Annotated in this window: 12 protein-coding genes, 2 tRNA genes and 2 rRNA genes; 9 read left to right on the top strand and 7 right to left on the bottom strand. The window is 64.1% G+C overall.

Going from position 1 to position 16864, the window contains the following annotated elements:
* Window positions 1-39: 39 nt before the first annotated feature.
* Complete coding sequence (locus ACZ5MJ_RS21985; RefSeq protein ID WP_464225764.1) at window positions 40-711, bottom strand: nitroreductase; 672 nt, start codon at window positions 709-711, stop codon at window positions 40-42.
* Between the two features lie 34 nt (window positions 712-745).
* A complete protein-coding gene (locus ACZ5MJ_RS21980; RefSeq protein ID WP_464225762.1) occupies window positions 746-1621 on the bottom strand; it encodes a crotonase/enoyl-CoA hydratase family protein in 876 nt (291 codons plus the stop codon).
* A 219-nt stretch (window positions 1622-1840) separates the two neighbouring features.
* Here ACZ5MJ_RS21980 and ACZ5MJ_RS21975 point away from each other — a divergent pair, with 219 nt between their 5' ends.
* From ACZ5MJ_RS21975 to ACZ5MJ_RS21965, 3 genes are all read left to right on the top strand, one after another.
* Window positions 1841-2812, top strand: a complete 972-nt coding sequence (locus ACZ5MJ_RS21975; protein ID WP_464225761.1) for an NAD(P)H-dependent flavin oxidoreductase — start codon at window positions 1841-1843, stop codon at window positions 2810-2812.
* Window positions 2813-2816: 4 nt separating this feature from the next.
* On the top strand, window positions 2817-3287 hold the full coding sequence (locus tag ACZ5MJ_RS21970; protein WP_464225760.1) for a PaaI family thioesterase: 471 nt from the start codon (window positions 2817-2819) through the stop codon (window positions 3285-3287).
* Window positions 3288-3431: 144 nt separating this feature from the next.
* Window positions 3432-4607, top strand: a complete 1176-nt coding sequence (locus ACZ5MJ_RS21965) for an acetyl-CoA C-acetyltransferase (protein ID WP_464225759.1) — start codon at window positions 3432-3434, stop codon at window positions 4605-4607.
* 170 nt (window positions 4608-4777) lie between these two features.
* On the opposite strand, the gene ACZ5MJ_RS21960 is transcribed toward ACZ5MJ_RS21965, so the two are convergent.
* The 3 genes from ACZ5MJ_RS21960 to ACZ5MJ_RS21950 all read right to left on the bottom strand — a co-directional run bounded on the left by ACZ5MJ_RS21960 (window position 4778) and on the right by ACZ5MJ_RS21950 (window position 7376).
* Complete coding sequence (locus ACZ5MJ_RS21960; protein WP_464225758.1) at window positions 4778-5452, bottom strand: histidine phosphatase family protein; 675 nt, start codon at window positions 5450-5452, stop codon at window positions 4778-4780.
* Between the two features lie 165 nt (window positions 5453-5617).
* Entirely contained in the window at window positions 5618-6304 is a 687-nt protein-coding gene (locus tag ACZ5MJ_RS21955; protein WP_464225756.1) for a TetR/AcrR family transcriptional regulator, read from the bottom strand.
* Between the two features lie 169 nt (window positions 6305-6473).
* Entirely contained in the window at window positions 6474-7376 is a 903-nt protein-coding gene (locus ACZ5MJ_RS21950; RefSeq protein WP_464225754.1) for a LysR family transcriptional regulator, read from the bottom strand.
* 98 nt (window positions 7377-7474) lie between these two features.
* Between ACZ5MJ_RS21950 and ACZ5MJ_RS21945 the strand changes: the two genes are divergently transcribed.
* Both ACZ5MJ_RS21945 and ACZ5MJ_RS21940 read left to right on the top strand, forming a co-directional pair.
* Complete coding sequence (locus ACZ5MJ_RS21945; protein WP_464225753.1) at window positions 7475-8125, top strand: glutathione S-transferase family protein; 651 nt, start codon at window positions 7475-7477, stop codon at window positions 8123-8125.
* A gap of 56 nt (window positions 8126-8181) precedes the next feature.
* A complete protein-coding gene (locus ACZ5MJ_RS21940) occupies window positions 8182-9156 on the top strand; it encodes a pyridoxamine 5'-phosphate oxidase family protein (RefSeq protein ID WP_464225752.1) in 975 nt (324 codons plus the stop codon).
* A gap of 47 nt (window positions 9157-9203) precedes the next feature.
* Here ACZ5MJ_RS21940 and ACZ5MJ_RS21935 read toward each other — a convergent pair whose 3' ends face one another.
* Window positions 9204-9632, bottom strand: a complete 429-nt coding sequence (locus ACZ5MJ_RS21935; RefSeq protein ID WP_464225751.1) for a hypothetical protein — start codon at window positions 9630-9632, stop codon at window positions 9204-9206.
* A 115-nt stretch (window positions 9633-9747) separates the two neighbouring features.
* Window positions 9748-11343 carry an exonuclease domain-containing protein gene (locus tag ACZ5MJ_RS21930; RefSeq protein ID WP_464225750.1) on the bottom strand — a complete coding sequence of 532 codons (1596 nt, stop codon included), beginning with the start codon at window positions 11341-11343 and terminating at the stop codon, window positions 9748-9750.
* Between the two features lie 490 nt (window positions 11344-11833).
* On the opposite strand from ACZ5MJ_RS21930, the gene ACZ5MJ_RS21925 reads away from it, so the two are divergent.
* From ACZ5MJ_RS21925 to ACZ5MJ_RS21910, 4 genes are all read left to right on the top strand, one after another.
* Window positions 11834-13365, top strand: a 16S ribosomal RNA gene (locus ACZ5MJ_RS21925).
* Window positions 13366-13427: 62 nt separating this feature from the next.
* Window positions 13428-13504: transfer RNA gene (locus tag ACZ5MJ_RS21920), tRNA-Ile, on the top strand.
* Between the two features lie 11 nt (window positions 13505-13515).
* Window positions 13516-13591 (top strand) — tRNA-Ala (locus ACZ5MJ_RS21915).
* A gap of 298 nt (window positions 13592-13889) precedes the next feature.
* Window positions 13890-16770 (top strand): 23S ribosomal RNA (locus ACZ5MJ_RS21910).
* The 16S and 23S rRNA genes sit together here with 2 tRNA genes alongside, the layout of an rRNA operon.
* Window positions 16771-16864 lie beyond the last annotated feature (94 nt).

The following is a 16864-nucleotide window of genomic DNA, read 5'->3' as shown; positions in this document are numbered from 1 at the left end:
CCGGTGCGGGCGGCGTGGCGCGGATGCCGCGCCGCAGGCTCAAATGCCAATGAACTCCGTGAATTCCGCCAGCGGCGCGCGCGCTGCGCGCAACTGGTTGGCGGGCGCTTCGGCGTCCTCGTAGCCGATCGCCATGCCCGTGAACAGCATCCGCTCGGCCGGCAGCGACAGGAACTTGCCGATGGTCTCGGGGTACATCGCCCAGCATTCCTGCGCGCAGCTGTCCAGCCCTTCTTCACGCAGCAGCAGCATCACCGTCTGCAGGTACATGCCCAGGTCCGACCATTGCGGCGGGCCCATGCGGCGGTCCACCGTGCAGAACAGCGCCAGCGGCGCGCCGAAGAAGGTGAAGTTGCTGGCAAACTGCGCCAGCCGCCGCGCCTTGTCCTCGCGCGGGATGCCGAGGTAGTGGTAGAGCGCCTCGCCCACCTGGAAGCGGCGGTCGCGGTAGGGCGAGACCAGTTCGCGCGGGTAGATGTCGTACTCGCGCGTTTCGCCGGTGGGCGCCTGCGCGATGCGCTCGCGCATGATGCCGCGCAGGCGCTCCAGGGCCTCGCCGCCGATGACATGGATATGCCAGGGCTGCAGGTTGCCCCCGGAAGGGGCGCGCGCGGCGGCGTCGAGCACGCGCCGGATGGTGTCGGGCGCAACGGCCCGGGGCAGGAAGCCGCGGACGGACTTGCGGCTGGCGACAGCTTGGCTGACTTTCATGCGGACTCCGGAAAGATGGGTCGGCGGGCGCGCTTCAGATGAAGGGCGGCTCGCTGGTCCAGTCGAAGAAGTCCGGCATGTCGTGCGACACGGTCTCGGGGAATGCGGCGGGGCGCTTCTCCAGGAAGGCGCTGACGCCTTCCTTCACGTCGGCGGAGCGTCCGCGCGACTGGATCGCGCGGCTGTCCAGCTTGTGCGCTTCCATCGGGTGGCTGGCGCCGGCCATGCGCCAGATCAGCTGGCGCGAGATCGCCACCGAGACCGGCGCGGCATTGGCGGCGATCTCGCGGGCAATGGCCCGGGCGGCCGGCAGCAGGTCTTCAGGCGCGTGCAGCGAACGCACCAGGCCGCGCTCATGCGCTTCCTGGGCGGAGAACACGCGGCCGGTATAGCACCATTCCAGCGCCGTCGAGATCCCGACCACGCGCGACAGGAACCAGGACGACGCGGCCTCGGGCGTGATGCCACGGCGCGCAAAGACAAAGCCGAACTTGGCGTCAGTGGACGCCAGCCGGATATCCATCGGCAGCTGCATGGTCACGCCCACGCCGACCGCGGCGCCGTTGACCGCGGCGATCACCGGCTTGAGGCTGCGGAAGATGCGCAGCGACACGCGCCCGCCGCCGTCGCGGTGCGCGGTGTCGGGGCTGGCGCCGTAGCGCTTCTCGAAGTCGAAGGTGGAACCGCCGCCGGACAGGTCGGCGCCGGCGCAGAAGGCGCGCCCCGAACCGGTGACGATCACCGCGCGCACATTGTCATCCGCATCGGTGGCGTCGAAGGCGGCGATCAGCTCGTGCATCATCTGCGCGGTGAAGGCGTTGAGCTGGTCCGGGCGGTGCAGGGTGATGGTGGCGACACCGTCTTCAACGGCGTAGCGCAGGGTTTCGAACGAAGGCGTGGCTTGCATCATGGAGGGCTCCTGCTGGGAAAAGGGTAGGGATGCCGGGGCAGGGCGACGGCATGGGGGTCCGGCCAACACTAGTGCAGAATGCGCCGCCCGCAATCGTCGCTTCCGACGAGGCCGGGCATCGGCGCCTGGCCGTAGACTGACGTCGATCAAGCGGCAGGACCGGCACATCCCCACCGTATCACCGCGTGCCCTGCCGGCACGGACAGCAAAAGGATAACCATGAAGACACGAATCACCGAACTGCTTGGCATCCGCTACCCGATCATCCAGGGTGGCATGCAATGGGTTGGCTACGCCGAAATGGCCTCCGCCGTTTCCAACGCCGGCGGCCTGGGCGTCCTCACGGCGCTGACGCAGCCCACCCCCGAGGCGCTGGCCGACGAGATCCGCCGCTGCCGCGAGATGACCGACAAGCCGTTCGGCGTGAACCTGACCCTGCTGCCGTCGATCAACCCGCCGCCGTACGCGCGCTATCTCGACGTCATCATCGAAAGCGGGGTCAAGGTGCTGGAAACCGCCGGCAACAACCCCAGGGAACACATCGCGCGCGCCAAGGCCGCCGGCATCAAGGTGATCCACAAGTGCGTGGCGGTGCGTCATGCGCTGTCGGCCGAGCGCCTGGGCGTGGATGCGGTGTCGATCGACGGTTTCGAGTGCGCCGGCCACCCCGGCGAGGACGATGTGCCCGGCATGGTGCTGATCCCGCAGGCGGTGCGCAAGCTGTCGATCCCGGTGATCGCCTCGGGCGGCATCGCCGACGGGCGCGGCATGGCGGCGGCGCTGGTGCTGGGCGCCGAGGGCGTCAACATGGGCACCCGCTTCTGTGCCACGCGCGAGGCGCCGATCCACGACAACGTCAAGCAGGCACTGGTGCAGGCCAGCGAGCGCGACACCAACCTGATCTTCCGCACGCTGCACAACACCGCGCGCGTGCTCAAGAACGCGGTGTCGGACGAGGTGGTGAGCATTGAGCGCCGCCCGGGCGGCGCGCAGTTCGAGGACGTCAAGCACCTGGTCGCCGGCGTGCGCGGCAAGGCGGCGCTCAAGGCGGGCGAGACCGACGGCGGCATCATCAGCGCCGGCCAGTGCGTGGGCCTGATCGACGACGTGCCCAGCTGCGAAGAACTGATCACGCGCATGGTCGCCGATTGCCGCGAGCATCTCAGCGTGGCCTCGCGCTACTTCGCCTGACGCCATGGCCGAGGCCGAGATCGAGGCGGCAATGACCCGCGCCATGGCCGACCCGTCCGGGCCGGCGGGCGCGGAAGTGCCGGAAGGCTTCGTCGCGCTGCGCCGGATGAGCGGCTACATGGCGGGCTTCGGACAGCTCTACCTGCATGCCGAACGCCGCACGCTCGCGGTGCGCATCGACGAGGGTCACCTGAACAACCTGGGCATCCCGCACGGCGGCATGCTGGCGACACTGGCCGATACTGCCATCGGCATGATGATGTCGCTGGAAACCGGCCGTTCCAAAAGCGCAGTGACCGTGAACCTCAGCCTGGACTACCTCGATTCCGCGCGCCTGGGCGACTGGGTTGAGGCCCGCGTGGAGTTCGACAAGCTCGGCTCGCGCCTGCGCTACGGCACCTGCCGGCTGGTCAGCGGCGAGCGCTGCCTGCTGCGCGCGACCGCGATCTTCGCGGTGCTGGCGCCGCGCGCCTGAGGCGTGCGGCAACTTCGTCGCTTCCGACGACGCCCGAGTGCACCCGCGACGCAACAATAGTCCCTGACGCTGCCGGCACCAACGGCGGCTCCCCACACACCACAATGGCTGCCCCGGCGGCCTGCACCGAACCAAGGAGATCACATGGCAGAGGCATATATCGTCGCGGCGGTCCGTACCGCCGGCGGCCGCAAGGGCGGCAAGCTGTCGGGCTGGCATCCGGCCGACCTGGCCGCGCAGGTGCTCGACGCGCTGGTGGAGCGCACCGGCGCCGACCCGGCGCTGGTCGAAGACGTCATCATGGGTTGCGTGAGCCAGGTCGGCGAGCAGGCCGGCAACGTGGCGCGCAATGCCATCCTGGCCGCGCGCCTGCCTGAAAGCGTGCCGGGCACCTCGGTGGACCGCCAGTGCGGTTCGTCGCAGCAGGCGCTGCACTTTGCCGCGCAGGCGGTGATGTCGGGCGCGATGGATATCGTCATCGCCGCCGGCGTGGAAAGCATGACGCGCGTGCCGATGGGCCTGTCGTCGCAGCTGCCGGCCAAGAACGGCTTCGGCGTGCCCAAGAGCCCGGGTGTCGAGGCGCGCTACCCCGGCGTGCAGTTCAGCCAGTTCACCGGCGCCGAGATGATCGCGCGCAAGTACGACCTGTCGCGCGAACAGCTGGATGCCTATGCGCTGCAGAGCCACCACCGCGCCATCGCAGCCACCAGGGCGGGCCGTTTCACCGCCGAGATCCTGCCGGTCGAAGTGCGCACGGCCGACGGCGCCAACGGTGAAATGCATACCACCGACGAAGGCATCCGCTACGACGCCACGCTGGAAAGCATCGGCAGCGTCAAGCTGATCGCCGAAGGCGGCCGCGTGACCGCCGCTTCCGCCAGCCAGATCTGCGATGGTGCCGCGGGCCTGATGGTGGTCAACGAAGCCGGCCTGAAGAAACTGGGCGTCAAGCCGCTGGCGCGCGTGCACAGCATGACCGTGATCGGCCATGACCCGGTCGTGATGCTGGAAGCGCCGCTGCCGGCCACGGAAGTCGCGCTCAAGCGGGCCGGCCTGCGCATCGGCGACATCGACCTGTTCGAGGTCAATGAAGCCTTTGCCCCGGTGCCGCTGGCCTGGCTGAAGGCCACCGGCGCCGATCCGGAACGCCTGAACGTGCATGGCGGCGCGATCGCGCTGGGCCATCCGCTGGGCGGCTCGGGCGCCAAGCTGATGACCACGCTGGTGCATGCGCTGCACACGCATGGCAAGCGCTACGGCCTGCAGACGATGTGCGAAGGCGGCGGGCTGGCCAACGTGACCATCGTCGAGCGTCTGTAAAGCTGTCAGAGCCGCGGCGTGCCACGCAGGCGCGCTGCGCTGGAATTGCCGCAGCAACGAGTCATAAAGGGAGAAGGACCGGCGGCGCGGGCATGTCAAAGTGCCCGCGCCAGCAGCCGGACCATAGCGGGCCGCGATATCGCGGCCCTTCTTGTCTTCAGCGTGGCGCGTCAGGCGAAGGTCACCGCGCTGCGCCGGTCGGCGCGTTCCAGGTGCGGCACGTTGTTGAAGCTCAGCAGGCGCTGCACGCCGCGGCCCACGATGATCTCGCAGAACGCCGTATTGCGGAACTGCAGGTTCATCTCGATGGCGGCCTGGGCCGGCGCGCCCAGCAGGTCTGCGGTGGCGCGGCCGATGGCGCCGCCGGAACTCACCACCAGGATGGCATCCTCGCGCGTGGTGCCTTCGCTCGCGTGCGCCAGGGCGGCGGCAATGCGGGCGCCGAAGTCCGCCCAGCTTTCAGGCATGTCGGCCAGGCCGCCCTGGGTCCACGCGGCATAGGCCGCGCGGAAGGTGCGCCAGTAATCGTTGTAATCGCCGTTCTGGTGCGCGCGGTGGTCAGCACCACCGGTATGGCAGCGATACAGCGCCTCGCCGTCGTATTCGTTCAGGCCGGGGTGCGAAATGATCGCGGCCTGCGGCTGCCCCATGCCGGCCAGGATTTCCGTGGCGGTGTCCTGCTGGCGCACCAGCGTGCCCGCGACCACCCGGCTGAAGCTGACGCCGCGCTCGCGGAAGTACTCGCCCAGCCAGCGCGCCTGCTGGCGGCCGGTCGGCGACAGGCAATCGTAGTTGGCGGCGCCAAACGAGGCTTGTCCGTGCCGGACGAGGAAAAGCGTGGCCATGAGCGGTCCCGGTGAACGTTGAGGCGGATAGGGCTGCGCCGGGCACACGGCACGGCGTGCGCACATTCTAGGGAGTGCAGGCCCGCCAGCCAAGCAAGCGCTGCGCAATTCATAGCAGCCATGGCCTGGCTGCATTACCGCGGGTGGCGCTTGCCAGTGATGTGCTCAGGCCGGCTCTGCGCAGGTGACGCCGAGATAGCCGGCCAGCAGGCGGTTGAGTTCCGTGATCAGCCGCTCGTCGTCAAGGTGCAGCGGGCCGGATTCATTGAGCAAGGCATTGACCAGCACGCTGAACACCGCCTGCATGGCAAAGCGCACGCGCAGCTCGGCGGTGTCGGCCGGCAGGTCCAGGCGCGGCACCAGCAGCTGCACCATGCGCTCCACGATGGCTTCACCACTCTGGCGGTGAGGCAGCCATTCCTCCGGCCGCGTGGACGCATGCCGCAGCGAAGCCCGCATCACGCCACGGTTGGCCAGCGTGCCGAGCACCATGAAGCGCGCGGCCTTCTCCAGCAGCACCGGCGTCGGCACGTCCTCCCAGCGCTCCTGCGCCAGATAGCGGTCGATCGACGCAGAGGTTTCTTCCATCACCAGCGCGCGCAGCGCCTCGAAATAAGCCATCTTGTCGCGAAAGCGGCCATAGAAGGCGCCCACCGACACCTGGCATGCCGCGGCGATCTGCGCCACCGACACCGCGGCAAAGTCACGCGAGGCAAGCAGTTCGCGGCCCGCGCCAAGCAATGCCTGCTCGGTCTCGCGCGCGCGGCGCTGGCGCGGCGGCTGCAGGATCGAGGGGGTATCGATACGGGGAAAGGAGGCGTTGGCGGGGAAGCCGGATTGGGTCGCTGACATTGGCATTTTCCGTAATCGAATTCGGATTCTATTTTTGAAAATACCGGTACGCGCCGCAGCGCGTCAAGGGCTTTGTCGGGTGGTGGCCGGGCGCGGCGGGTGGGTGGGCCGCCGCGCGGGAGGTGGCGATGCGGCGCGCAAGCCGCGCCGCTGGCCGCCGCGCACCTTGCTAGCTGAAACGCGGGCCCAGGTCATCCCGCATCCATTCGATAAAGGCGCGCGTGCGTGCCGGCAACAGCCGCGCATGGGGATAGATCAGCGACAGCGGCCAGGCTGGTTGCTCGAATGCTTCCAGCACGATGCGCAGCTTGCGCTCCTGTACCAGTTGCGCGACCTGGTACGACAGGAAGTGGCCAAAGCCCGCGCCTTCAGCACAGGCGGCCACGGCGGGGGCGGTCTGGTTGAACTCCAGGTTGCCCGACACCGGCACATGGAACTCCCGTTCGCCTTCGTGGAAGGTCCACCAGTGCGCCTGGCTGCCGGTGAAGCGCACGCAGTTGGCATGGGCCAGTTCCTCGGGATGGCGCGGCACGCCGTGCTTGCGCAGGTAGGCGGGCGTGGCCACCACCACGCGTCGAATGCGGCCGATGGTCTGTGCCACCAGCGTGGAGTCGGCCAGCGGGCCGATGCGTACGCCCACATCCAGGTCTTCCTCAAGCAGGTTCACCACGCGGTCGGTGAATTCCAGGCGGCAGCGCACGCGCGGATAGCGCTGCACGAAACGCGTGACCGCAGGCGCCACGTACATCTGCCCGAACAGCACCGAGGCGGTCAGCGTGAGCTGGCCGCTGGGCTCGACATGGCTGGCGGTCAGGCCCGCCTCGACCTCGTCGATGGTGGCCAGGATGCGCCGGCAGCTGTCCAGGTAGCTGCGCCCCTCGGCAGTCAGCGACAGCCGCCGCGTGGTGCGGTTGAGCAGCCGCACCTGCAGCTCGGTTTCCAGCGCCGCGAGCGTGCGCACCACCGCCGGCAACGAGGTATGCAGCGTCGTGGCGGCCGCCGTCAGGCTGCCCTCGTCGACGATCCGCACAAAGGTCTGCATCGCGCGTAGCTTGTCCATGGCGACAGACATTACTCCATTTTCTGGAGTAGTCAAATATCAATAGGCCTATTTATTGCAGCGGCGTCGGCGTCCAGAATCCGCCTATCGCAACCGTTGAGGAGAGTGCCATGCAAGAGACGAACCGCCCCGCCAAGCCGGCCAAGCCGCTGGTGCTGTACCGCTCGCCGGTGTCCGGCCATGCGCACCGCGCCGAACTGTTCCTGGGCCTGCTGGGCCTGCCGCACCGCCTGGTCGACGTCGACCTGCGCGGCGGCGAGCAGCGCAGCGAGGCCTTCCTGCGCCTGAACCCGTTCGGCCAGGTGCCGGTGCTGGACGATGACGGCGTGGTCATCGGCGATTCCAATGCGATCCTGGTCTACCTGGCCACGCGCCATGACGACGGCCGCTGGCTGCCACGCGACCCGGTGGGCGCGGCGCGCGTGCAGCGCTGGCTGTCGGTGGCCGCCGGCGAGATCGCCTTCGGACCGGCGGCGGCGCGACTGGGCGTGCTGTTCGGGCGGCCGGTGCCGATGGAGGATGCCGTCGCCCGCGCGCAGCGGCTGTTCACGCTGATGGAGTCGCTGCTGGCCGGGCAGCCGTTCCTGGCCGCCGACCACGCCACCATTGCCGACGTGGCCGCCTACAGCTATATCGCCCGCGCCGAGGAAGGCAAGGTGCCGCTGGCGCCGTACCCGGCGCTGAATGCCTGGCTGCGCCGCATTGAAGCCTTGCCCGGCTTCGTGCCGATGCTGGTATCGGATGTCGGGGTGGCGGCGTAACGCCTGCAGGTTTCGCGCAGCGTTTCTATCCGTCCGACAAGCAGAGGGAGCCCATCATGGACCTGACTACATGGCCGCATGCCGGCTTGCCATTCCACGCCGGCGAACTGGCCGCGCAGGAGCGCGCCGGCAAGCGCGAACGCATGGCAGCGTCCGGCCCGCGGGTGATCCGTGGCGAAATGCCGGAGCAGCACCGCACCTTCTTTGCGCAACTGCCGTTCCTGCTGGTGGGCGCGGTCGACGCCGACGGGTTGCCCTGGGCCACGGTGCTGGCCGGGACGCCGGGGTTTGCGCATACGCCTGACGCCACGCACCTGCGCATCGACACCGTGCCGCTGCCGGCCGACCCGGCGGCACCGGCCCTGGCGCAGGGCGCGCGCATCGGCCTGCTTGGGATCGAACTGCCGACGCGCCGGCGCAACCGCATGAACGGGGTCATCGTGGCGCGCGACGAGGTCGGGTTGACGGTCGAGGTCAAGCAGAGCTTCGGCAACTGCCCGCGCTATATCCAGTTGCGCGACGTGACCGTTGCCGAGCCGGCGGCGACGCCCCCGGCCTGGCACGGCGACGCGCTCGACGAGCCGGCCATCGCCTGGCTGCGCGATGCCGATACGCTGTTCATTGCCACCAGCCACACCGCGTCGCCGCAGGACGAAGGCGAGCACACCGGCGGCGCCGATGTCTCGCACCGCGGCGGCAAGCCGGGCTTTATCCGCGTGGACGATGCCCATACGCTGACGTTCCCGGACTTCAACGGCAACAACTTCTTCAACACCGTCGGCAACCTGCTGGCCAATCCCCGTGCCGGGATCGTGGTCCCGGATTTTGCCAGGGGCTCGCTGCTGCATGTGGGCGGGCGCGCCGAGGTGATCTGGGAGGGCGAGGAACTCGCCTCATTCGCCGGCGCCGAGCGGCTGGTGCGGTTGCACGTCGAGCGCGTGGTGCGGCGTGCGGCGGTGCTGCCGCTGCGCTTCGGGTTTCGGGAATATTCGCCTGTACTGGCTGACACGGGTGCGTGGCCGGCGCACTGAGCCGAGGGTTTGAGCCCGGGGCCGTCACAATAGCCAGGTCCGCGCGCTCAGCCGCGCGCCCGGTACCTGAGCCCGGCGCAGCGGCCGACCAGCGTGGTGATGCAGCAGGCGTTGCCGCGCCACTCGCCACCGGTCACGATGCCGTCCGGGCCGGCCACCAGCTTGCGCTGGCATTGGCCCGGCACCGGCGTGCGCTCCATGCCGGCATCGCGCGGGCCGCTGCCCGGCGCCCGCGCGGCCGGCACCGTGTCGGTCCAGACGTAGGCCGTGCCATTGGGCAGGGCCTGCACCCCCACCGGCGGACCCCACTGGCGCTTCGCTTCGTCGACGGGGACATTCTTCCAGGAATCGACGATGTCCTGCATGGCGCTGGTCTCGATCCCGGCACAAGCGCCGGTCAGGGCTGCCACCCACAGGATGGCCAGGCGCGCGCGCTTGCTGGCGGCATGGGCAAGTCGGGCTGGATTGGCAGGCATGGTGACTCCGCGTCGGCGCAGCCGGTGGCAAGGGCCGGTGTGTGGAGACTAGCGGAGCCGTAACACCCGTTGCAAGCGCGTTCTGGGCGATGACGCACAGATTGTGAGTGGGTTCTTAGTCGGCGAACAAGCCCAGGGTTTGCAGGTCGGCTGCGGCGCCAGCCTTGCGCGCAGTCTGCTCCCTCGTATTGCGTGCCGGACGTGGGGCGTCGGTGGGCGCTTCGGTTGCGGTCAGCGTGAAGGCTCGCTGCACGGACAACGGTACCGCCTCCGGGGTCCATTGCGCCATGCGCGGCGCCAGGATCTGGTACGTGTCCAGGTCGAAATGCGCGGGCGCGGCAGCCAGCGCGTGCGCTTCCTCCAGCGTGGTGGCGCAGCCCAGGTAGCACCATTCGTCGGCAACATGCCACCAGGCGCGCGCGCCGTGTTGCTCGCGCCAGGCGACCGGACCGTCGAAGGGCCATGGCATCAGTGCGATCGGTGCCAGCGCGGCGGCAAGCCGGGCGCGGTGCTCGCGCGGCGATTCCGCGCCGACGCAGGCCCCGGCGCAGCGGTGGACCTGCCGTGCAAAGCAGGGGCTGCCACGGCGCGTGGTCTTCTCCAGCGACAGCGTTGCCATGCACAGGTCGTGCTCCTGCGCCAGCGCGCGCAAGCGTGCCTCGGCCGCGCCGCGGCTGCCGAATACGCCGAACAGGTCGCGATGCCGGCAGAAGTCGGTGTCGCGGTCGGTGCGCAGGCGCGGCACCGGGAGCTGCTGCGGCAACTCCCAGGCATAGAGCCGGGTATTCCGGCGCAGCAGCTGGTTGTGCACCGGCTGCATGGTTTTCACCAGTTGCGCCTCCAGCAGCAGCGCCCCGGTCTCGCCGCCGGTTTCCCGCCATTCGACACGACGCACCAGCCGGGCCAGCCGCATGTCCTTGCCATAGCGGTAGTCGCCGGAGAAATGGGCGCCGATCCGCTGGCGCAGGTGCACGCTCTTGCCGATATAGAGCGGCACGTCCTGGTCGCCATAGAAGATATAGACACCCGGCGTGGCCGGTACGTCTTCCAGCGCGGTTTCCTCCAGGCCGGCGGGCAGGCTCGCGCGCCGCACCAGCGTGCGCACGGCCGATTCCACCAGGTCGACGGAATAGGTGGCGTGGATCTTCTGCCAGAACTGCCACAGGAGTTCGGCATCGGCCAGCGCGCGGTGCCTGCCCTTGGGTGTCAGGCCAAAGCGCGCGATCAGCGCATCCAGGCCATGACGCTCGACCGAAGGGAAGAGCGAGCGCGACAGCCTTACCGTACACAGCACATCGGCACGGAAGGTCACGCCGGCGCGCCGGAACGCGTTCTTCAGGAAGCCGTAGTCGAAGCGCGCGTTGTGGGCGACGAACAGGCGACCCTGCAGGCGCTCGGCGAGCGACTCGGCCAGGGATTCGAAAGTCGGCTGCCCGCGCACCATGTCGTCGCTGATGCCGGTCATGCGCTGGATAAACGGCGGGATCGACATGCCGGGGTCGAGCAGGGTATCCCACTCAACGATACCGTCCGGGCCAACCTCGACCACGCCGATCTCGGTGATGCGGTCGCGCTGGGCATCCGCACCGGTGGTCTCCAGGTCGACAAAGACAATCGGGCGCGACAGCGCCGCGGCGAGAGACTGGGCGTCGAGCCAGCGGATTCCGTCCGCTGGCAGGCGCGACGGCATATAGGTAGGCAGGTCAGGCATTTGCCGATTTTAAAGGCGCGCTGATGGTGGCACGAAGAAGTTTTCAAAAACCCCTTGCCAACCCCGCTGCGCTCGCATATTATTCGCCCCCTCGCAACACAACGCAGCGCTGCAAAGCAGACGGGGCAAGGGTTGCGGGGTCAGCCGGAAGGCTGGCGCAGCGAAGTTTGCAGCGCCGGCCGCAGCAAAAAAAGATTGCTGAAACGGTTGACGAAACGAAGAAAGCTCTGCATAATTTCGTTTCTCTGCTGCAGACAACGCAGCGACGCAAACGGCAAAGCCGGTAGCGTAGTTCTTTAACAAACAAACAACCGATAAGTGTGGGCGCTGGGTAGCGGACGCCGCTGTCTTCGGACAGTGTTGCTTCACAAGTTATACAGTGCTCGCACAGCAAAACGTGACTGGGTCTTCGGATCTGGTCAGTCAGTTTTCTGAGAGTGAGCGACCGCTCGAAAGAGCGAGGGAGCCGCGAGGCTTCCACACAGAGATTGAACTGAAGAGTTTGATCCTGGCTCAGATTGAACGCTGGCGGCATGCCTTACACATGCAAGTCGAACGGCAGCACGGGCTTCGGCCTGGTGGCGAGTGGCGAACGGGTGAGTAATACATCGGAACGTGCCCTGTAGTGGGGGATAACTAGTCGAAAGATTAGCTAATACCGCATACGACCTGAGGGTGAAAGCGGGGGACCGCAAGGCCTCGCGCTACAGGAGCGGCCGATGTCTGATTAGCTAGTTGGTGGGGTAAAAGCCTACCAAGGCGACGATCAGTAGCTGGTCTGAGAGGACGATCAGCCACACTGGGACTGAGACACGGCCCAGACTCCTACGGGAGGCAGCAGTGGGGAATTTTGGACAATGGGGGCAACCCTGATCCAGCAATGCCGCGTGTGTGAAGAAGGCCTTCGGGTTGTAAAGCACTTTTGTCCGGAAAGAAATGGCTCTGGTTAATACCTGGGGTCGATGACGGTACCGGAAGAATAAGCACCGGCTAACTACGTGCCAGCAGCCGCGGTAATACGTAGGGTGCGAGCGTTAATCGGAATTACTGGGCGTAAAGCGTGCGCAGGCGGTTTTGTAAGACAGGCGTGAAATCCCCGAGCTCAACTTGGGAATGGCGCTTGTGACTGCAAGGCTAGAGTATGTCAGAGGGGGGTAGAATTCCACGTGTAGCAGTGAAATGCGTAGAGATGTGGAGGAATACCGATGGCGAAGGCAGCCCCCTGGGACGTCACTGACGCTCATGCACGAAAGCGTGGGGAGCAAACAGGATTAGATACCCTGGTAGTCCACGCCCTAAACGATGTCAACTAGTTGTTGGGGATTCATTTCTTCAGTAACGTAGCTAACGCGTGAAGTTGACCGCCTGGGGAGTACGGTCGCAAGATTAAAACTCAAAGGAATTGACGGGGACCCGCACAAGCGGTGGATGATGTGGATTAATTCGATGCAACGCGAAAAACCTTACCTACCCTTGACATGCCACTAACGAAGCAGAGATGCATTAGGTGCCCGAAAGGGAAAGTGGACACAGGTGCTGCATGGCTGTCGTCAGCTCGTGTCGTGAGATGTTGGGTTAAGTCCCGCAACGAGCGCAACCCTTGTCTCTAGTTGCTACGAAAGGGCACTCTAGAGAGACTGCCGGTGACAAACCGGAGGAAGGTGGGGATGACGTCAAGTCCTCATGGCCCTTATGGGTAGGGCTTCACACGTCATACAATGGTGCGTACAGAGGGTTGCCAACCCGCGAGGGGGAGCTAATCCCAGAAAACGCATCGTAGTCCGGATCGTAGTCTGCAACTCGACTACGTGAAGCTGGAATCGCTAGTAATCGCGGATCAGCATGCCGCGGTGAATACGTTCCCGGGTCTTGTACACACCGCCCGTCACACCATGGGAGTGGGTTTTGCCAGAAGTAGTTAGCCTAACCGCAAGGAGGGCGATTACCACGGCAGGGTTCATGACTGGGGTGAAGTCGTAACAAGGTAGCCGTATCGGAAGGTGCGGCTGGATCACCTCCTTTCTAGAGGCTTGTGTCTCAAGCCTAGCGTTCACACTTATCGGTTTGTTTGCTGTTACAGCCAAGGGTCTGTAGCTCAGGTGGTTAGAGCACCGTCTTGATAAGGCGGGGGTCGTAGGTTCAAGTCCTACCAGACCCACCAAGTTATCCGAAGGGGGATTAGCTCAGCTGGGAGAGCACCTGCTTTGCAAGCAGGGGGTCGTCGGTTCGATCCCGTCATCCTCCACCATCACTTACGAGTGAGCCTGGTACCTTGGATTGGTAGTCAAATGCAAGCGCTTAGCATTGAGCGTTTGCATTTGGCATTGCCAAGCGATCGCAAGATCGGCTGTTCTTTAAAAATATGGGATGTAGTAAAGGTGTCGCGGTGCTTTGATGAGAAGCACAGTAGTTAAACGCGATACCGGGTTGTGATTGTATCAACCAAAATGTATTTAAGTGATCGAAAGATGACTTGGAATACGGCACAAATGCGAGAACTCATCCTGTAGCGACTGTTTCGAGCGATCGAGACACACTCGTTATAGGGTCAAGCGAACAAGTGCATGTGGTGGATGCCTTGGCGATCACAGGCGATGAAGGACGCGGTAGCCTGCGAAAAGCTTCGGGGAGCTGGCAAACAAGCTTTGATCCGGAGATGTCCGAATGGGGAAACCCGGCCCGTATGGGTCATCCCTGACTGAATCCATAGGTCAGGGAAGCGAACGCGGCGAACTGAAACATCTAAGTAGCTGCAGGAACAGAAATCAACCGAGATTCCCAAAGTAGTGGCGAACGAAATGGGAAGAGCCTTGTACTCTTTAGCAGTGGTGTTAGCAGAACGGGATGGAAAGCCCGGCCATAGCAGGTGATAGCCCTGTATGCGAAAGCACGATTGTGGAACTAGGTGTACGACAAGTAGGGCGGGACACGTGAAATCCTGTCTGAAGATGGGGGGACCATCCTCCAAGGCTAAATACTCGTGATCGACCGATAGTGAACCAGTACCGTGAGGGAAAGGCGAAAAGAACCCCGGGAGGGGAGTGAAATAGATCCTGAAACCGCATGCATACAAACAGTCGGAGCCTGGAAACGGGTGACGGCGTACCTTTTGTATAATGGGTCAGCGACTTACATTCAGTGGCAAGCTTAACCGATTAGGGAAGGCGTAGCGAAAGCGAGTCCGAACAGGGCGTTGAGTCGCTGGGTGTAGACCCGAAACCAGATGATCTATCCATGGCCAGGTTGAAGGTGCGGTAACACGTACTGGAGGACCGAACCCACTAACGTTGAAAAGTTAGGGGATGAGCTGTGGATAGGGGTGAAAGGCTAAACAAATCTGGAAATAGCTGGTTCTCTCCGAAAACTATTTAGGTAGTGCCTCGTGTGTCACCTTCGGGGGTAGAGCACTGTCATGGTTGGGGGGTCTATTGCTGATTACCCCGCCATAGCAAACTCCGAATACCGAAGAGTGCAATCACGGGAGACAGACATCGGGTGCTAACGTCCGGTGTCAAGAGGGAAACAACCCAGACCGCCAGCTAAGGTCCCCAAGATTGGCTAAGTGGGAAACGAAGTGGGAAGGCTAAAACAGTCAGGAGGTTGGCTTAGAAGCAGCCACCCTTTAAAGAAAGCGTAATAGCTCACTGATCGAGTCGTCCTGCGCGGAAGATGTAACGGGGCTAAGCCAGTCACCGAAGCTGCGGACGCACAGTAATGTGCGTGGTAGGAGAGCGTTCTGTAAGCCTGTGAAGGTGTCTTGTAAAGGATGCTGGAGGTATCAGAAGTGCGAATGCTGACATGAGTAGCGATAAAGGGGGTGAAAGGCCCCCTCGCCGTAAGCCCAAGGTTTCCTACGCAACGTTCATCGGCGTAGGGTGAGTCGGCCCCTAAGGCGAGGCAGAGATGCGTAGCTGATGGGAAGCAGGTTAATATTCCTGCACCGTCGTATGATGCGATGGGGGGACGGATCGCGGAAGGTTGTCCGGGTGTTGGAAGTCCCGGTCCCTGCATTGGAGAAGGCGCTTTGGCAAATCCGGGCGCGGGATTCAAGGATGTGGGGCGAGCGGCCTAGTGCTGCGAAGCAATTGGAAGTGGTTCCAAGAAAAGCCTCTAAGCTTCAGTCATACGAGACCGTACCGCAAACCGACACAGGTGGGCGAGATGAGTATTCTAAGGCGCTTGAGAGAACTCGGGAGAAGGAACTCGGCAAATTGGTACCGTAACTTCGGGATAAGGTACGCCCTGGTAGCTTGACTGGCCTGCGCCAGAAGGGTGAAGGGGTTGCAATAAAATGGTGGCTGCGACTGTTTAATAAAAACACAGCACTCTGCAAACACGAAAGTGGACGTATAGGGTGTGACGCCTGCCCGGTGCCGGAAGATTAAATGATGGGGTGCAAGCTCTTGATTGAAGTCCCGGTAAACGGCGGCCGTAACTATAACGGTCCTAAGGTAGCGAAATTCCTTGTCGGGTAAGTTCCGACCTGCACGAATGGCGTAACGATGGCCACACTGTCTCCTCCCGAGACTCAGCGAAGTTGAAGTGTTTGTGATGATGCAATCTCCCCGCGGCTAGACGGAAAGACCCCATGAACCTTTACTGTAGCTTTGCATTGGACTTTGAACCGATCTGTGTAGGATAGGTGGGAGGCTTTGAAGCGTGGACGCTAGTTCACGTGGAGCCGTCCTTGAAATACCACCCTGGTTTGTTTGAGGTTCTAACCTTGACCCGTGAATCCGGGTCGGGGACAGTGCATGGTAGGCAGTTTGACTGGGGCGGTCTCCTCCCAAAGTGTAACGGAGGAGTTCGAAGGTACGCTTGGTACGGTCGGACATCGTACCTAAAGTGCAATGGCAAAAGCGTGCTTAACTGCGAGACCGACAAGTCGAGCAGGTGCGAAAGCAGGACATAGTGATCCGGTGGTTCTGAATGGAAGGGCCATCGCTCAACGGATAAAAGGTACTCTGGGGATAACAGGCTGATACCGCCCAAGAGTTCATATCGACGGCGGTGTTTGGCACCTCGATGTCGGCTCATCTCATCCTGGGGCTGTAGCCGGTCCCAAGGGTATGGCTGTTCGCCATTTAAAGAGGTACGTGAGCTGGGTTTAAAACGTCGTGAGACAGTTTGGTCCCTATCTGCCGTGGGCGTTGGAATCTTGACGGGGGCTGCTCCTAGTACGAGAGGACCGGAGTGGACGTACCGCTGGTGTACCTGTTGTCTCGCCAGAGGCATCGCAGGGTAGCTATGTACGGAAGAGATAACCGCTGAAAGCATCTAAGCGGGAAACTCGCCTGAAGATGAGGATTCCCTGGCGGCTTGACCGCCTTGAAGGGTCGTTCGAGACCAGGACGTTGATAGGCTGGGTGTGGAAGCGCAGTAATGCGTTAAGCTAACCAGTACTAATTGCCCGTAAGGCTTGATCCTATAACCAGTGTGTTTTGCCTGGTGTGTGTGATCGTGACTGTGCCGAAACAGTTGACACAAGACGCACAACCCCAACTACATCCCTATTCGCAGC

Source organism: Cupriavidus sp. LA-1, from assembly GCF_055385985.1.
The sequence above is the reverse complement of the archived record's forward strand: the minus strand, read 5'-3'. Positions and strand labels throughout refer to the sequence as shown.

Bases quoted from the DNA above. Each gene is read 5' to 3' on its own strand.
- ACZ5MJ_RS21985 (WP_464225764.1), bottom strand. From the start codon at position 711: ATGAAAGTCAGCCAAGCTGTCGCCAGCCGCAAGTCCGTCCGCGGCTTC.
- ACZ5MJ_RS21980 (WP_464225762.1), bottom strand. From the start codon at position 1,621: ATGATGCAAGCCACGCCTTCGTTCGAAACCCTGCGCTACGCCGTTGAA.
- ACZ5MJ_RS21975 (WP_464225761.1), top strand. From the start codon at position 1,841: ATGAAGACACGAATCACCGAACTGCTTGGCATCCGCTACCCGATCATC.
- ACZ5MJ_RS21970 (WP_464225760.1), top strand. From the start codon at position 2,817: ATGGCCGAGGCCGAGATCGAGGCGGCAATGACCCGCGCCATGGCCGAC.
- ACZ5MJ_RS21965 (WP_464225759.1), top strand. From the start codon at position 3,432: ATGGCAGAGGCATATATCGTCGCGGCGGTCCGTACCGCCGGCGGCCGC.
- ACZ5MJ_RS21960 (WP_464225758.1), bottom strand. From the start codon at position 5,452: ATGGCCACGCTTTTCCTCGTCCGGCACGGACAAGCCTCGTTTGGCGCC.
- ACZ5MJ_RS21955 (WP_464225756.1), bottom strand. From the start codon at position 6,304: ATGTCAGCGACCCAATCCGGCTTCCCCGCCAACGCCTCCTTTCCCCGT.
- ACZ5MJ_RS21950 (WP_464225754.1), bottom strand. From the start codon at position 7,376: ATGTCTGTCGCCATGGACAAGCTACGCGCGATGCAGACCTTTGTGCGG.
- ACZ5MJ_RS21945 (WP_464225753.1), top strand. From the start codon at position 7,475: ATGCAAGAGACGAACCGCCCCGCCAAGCCGGCCAAGCCGCTGGTGCTG.
- ACZ5MJ_RS21940 (WP_464225752.1), top strand. From the start codon at position 8,182: ATGGACCTGACTACATGGCCGCATGCCGGCTTGCCATTCCACGCCGGC.
- ACZ5MJ_RS21935 (WP_464225751.1), bottom strand. From the start codon at position 9,632: ATGCCTGCCAATCCAGCCCGACTTGCCCATGCCGCCAGCAAGCGCGCG.
- ACZ5MJ_RS21930 (WP_464225750.1), bottom strand. From the start codon at position 11,343: ATGCCTGACCTGCCTACCTATATGCCGTCGCGCCTGCCAGCGGACGGA.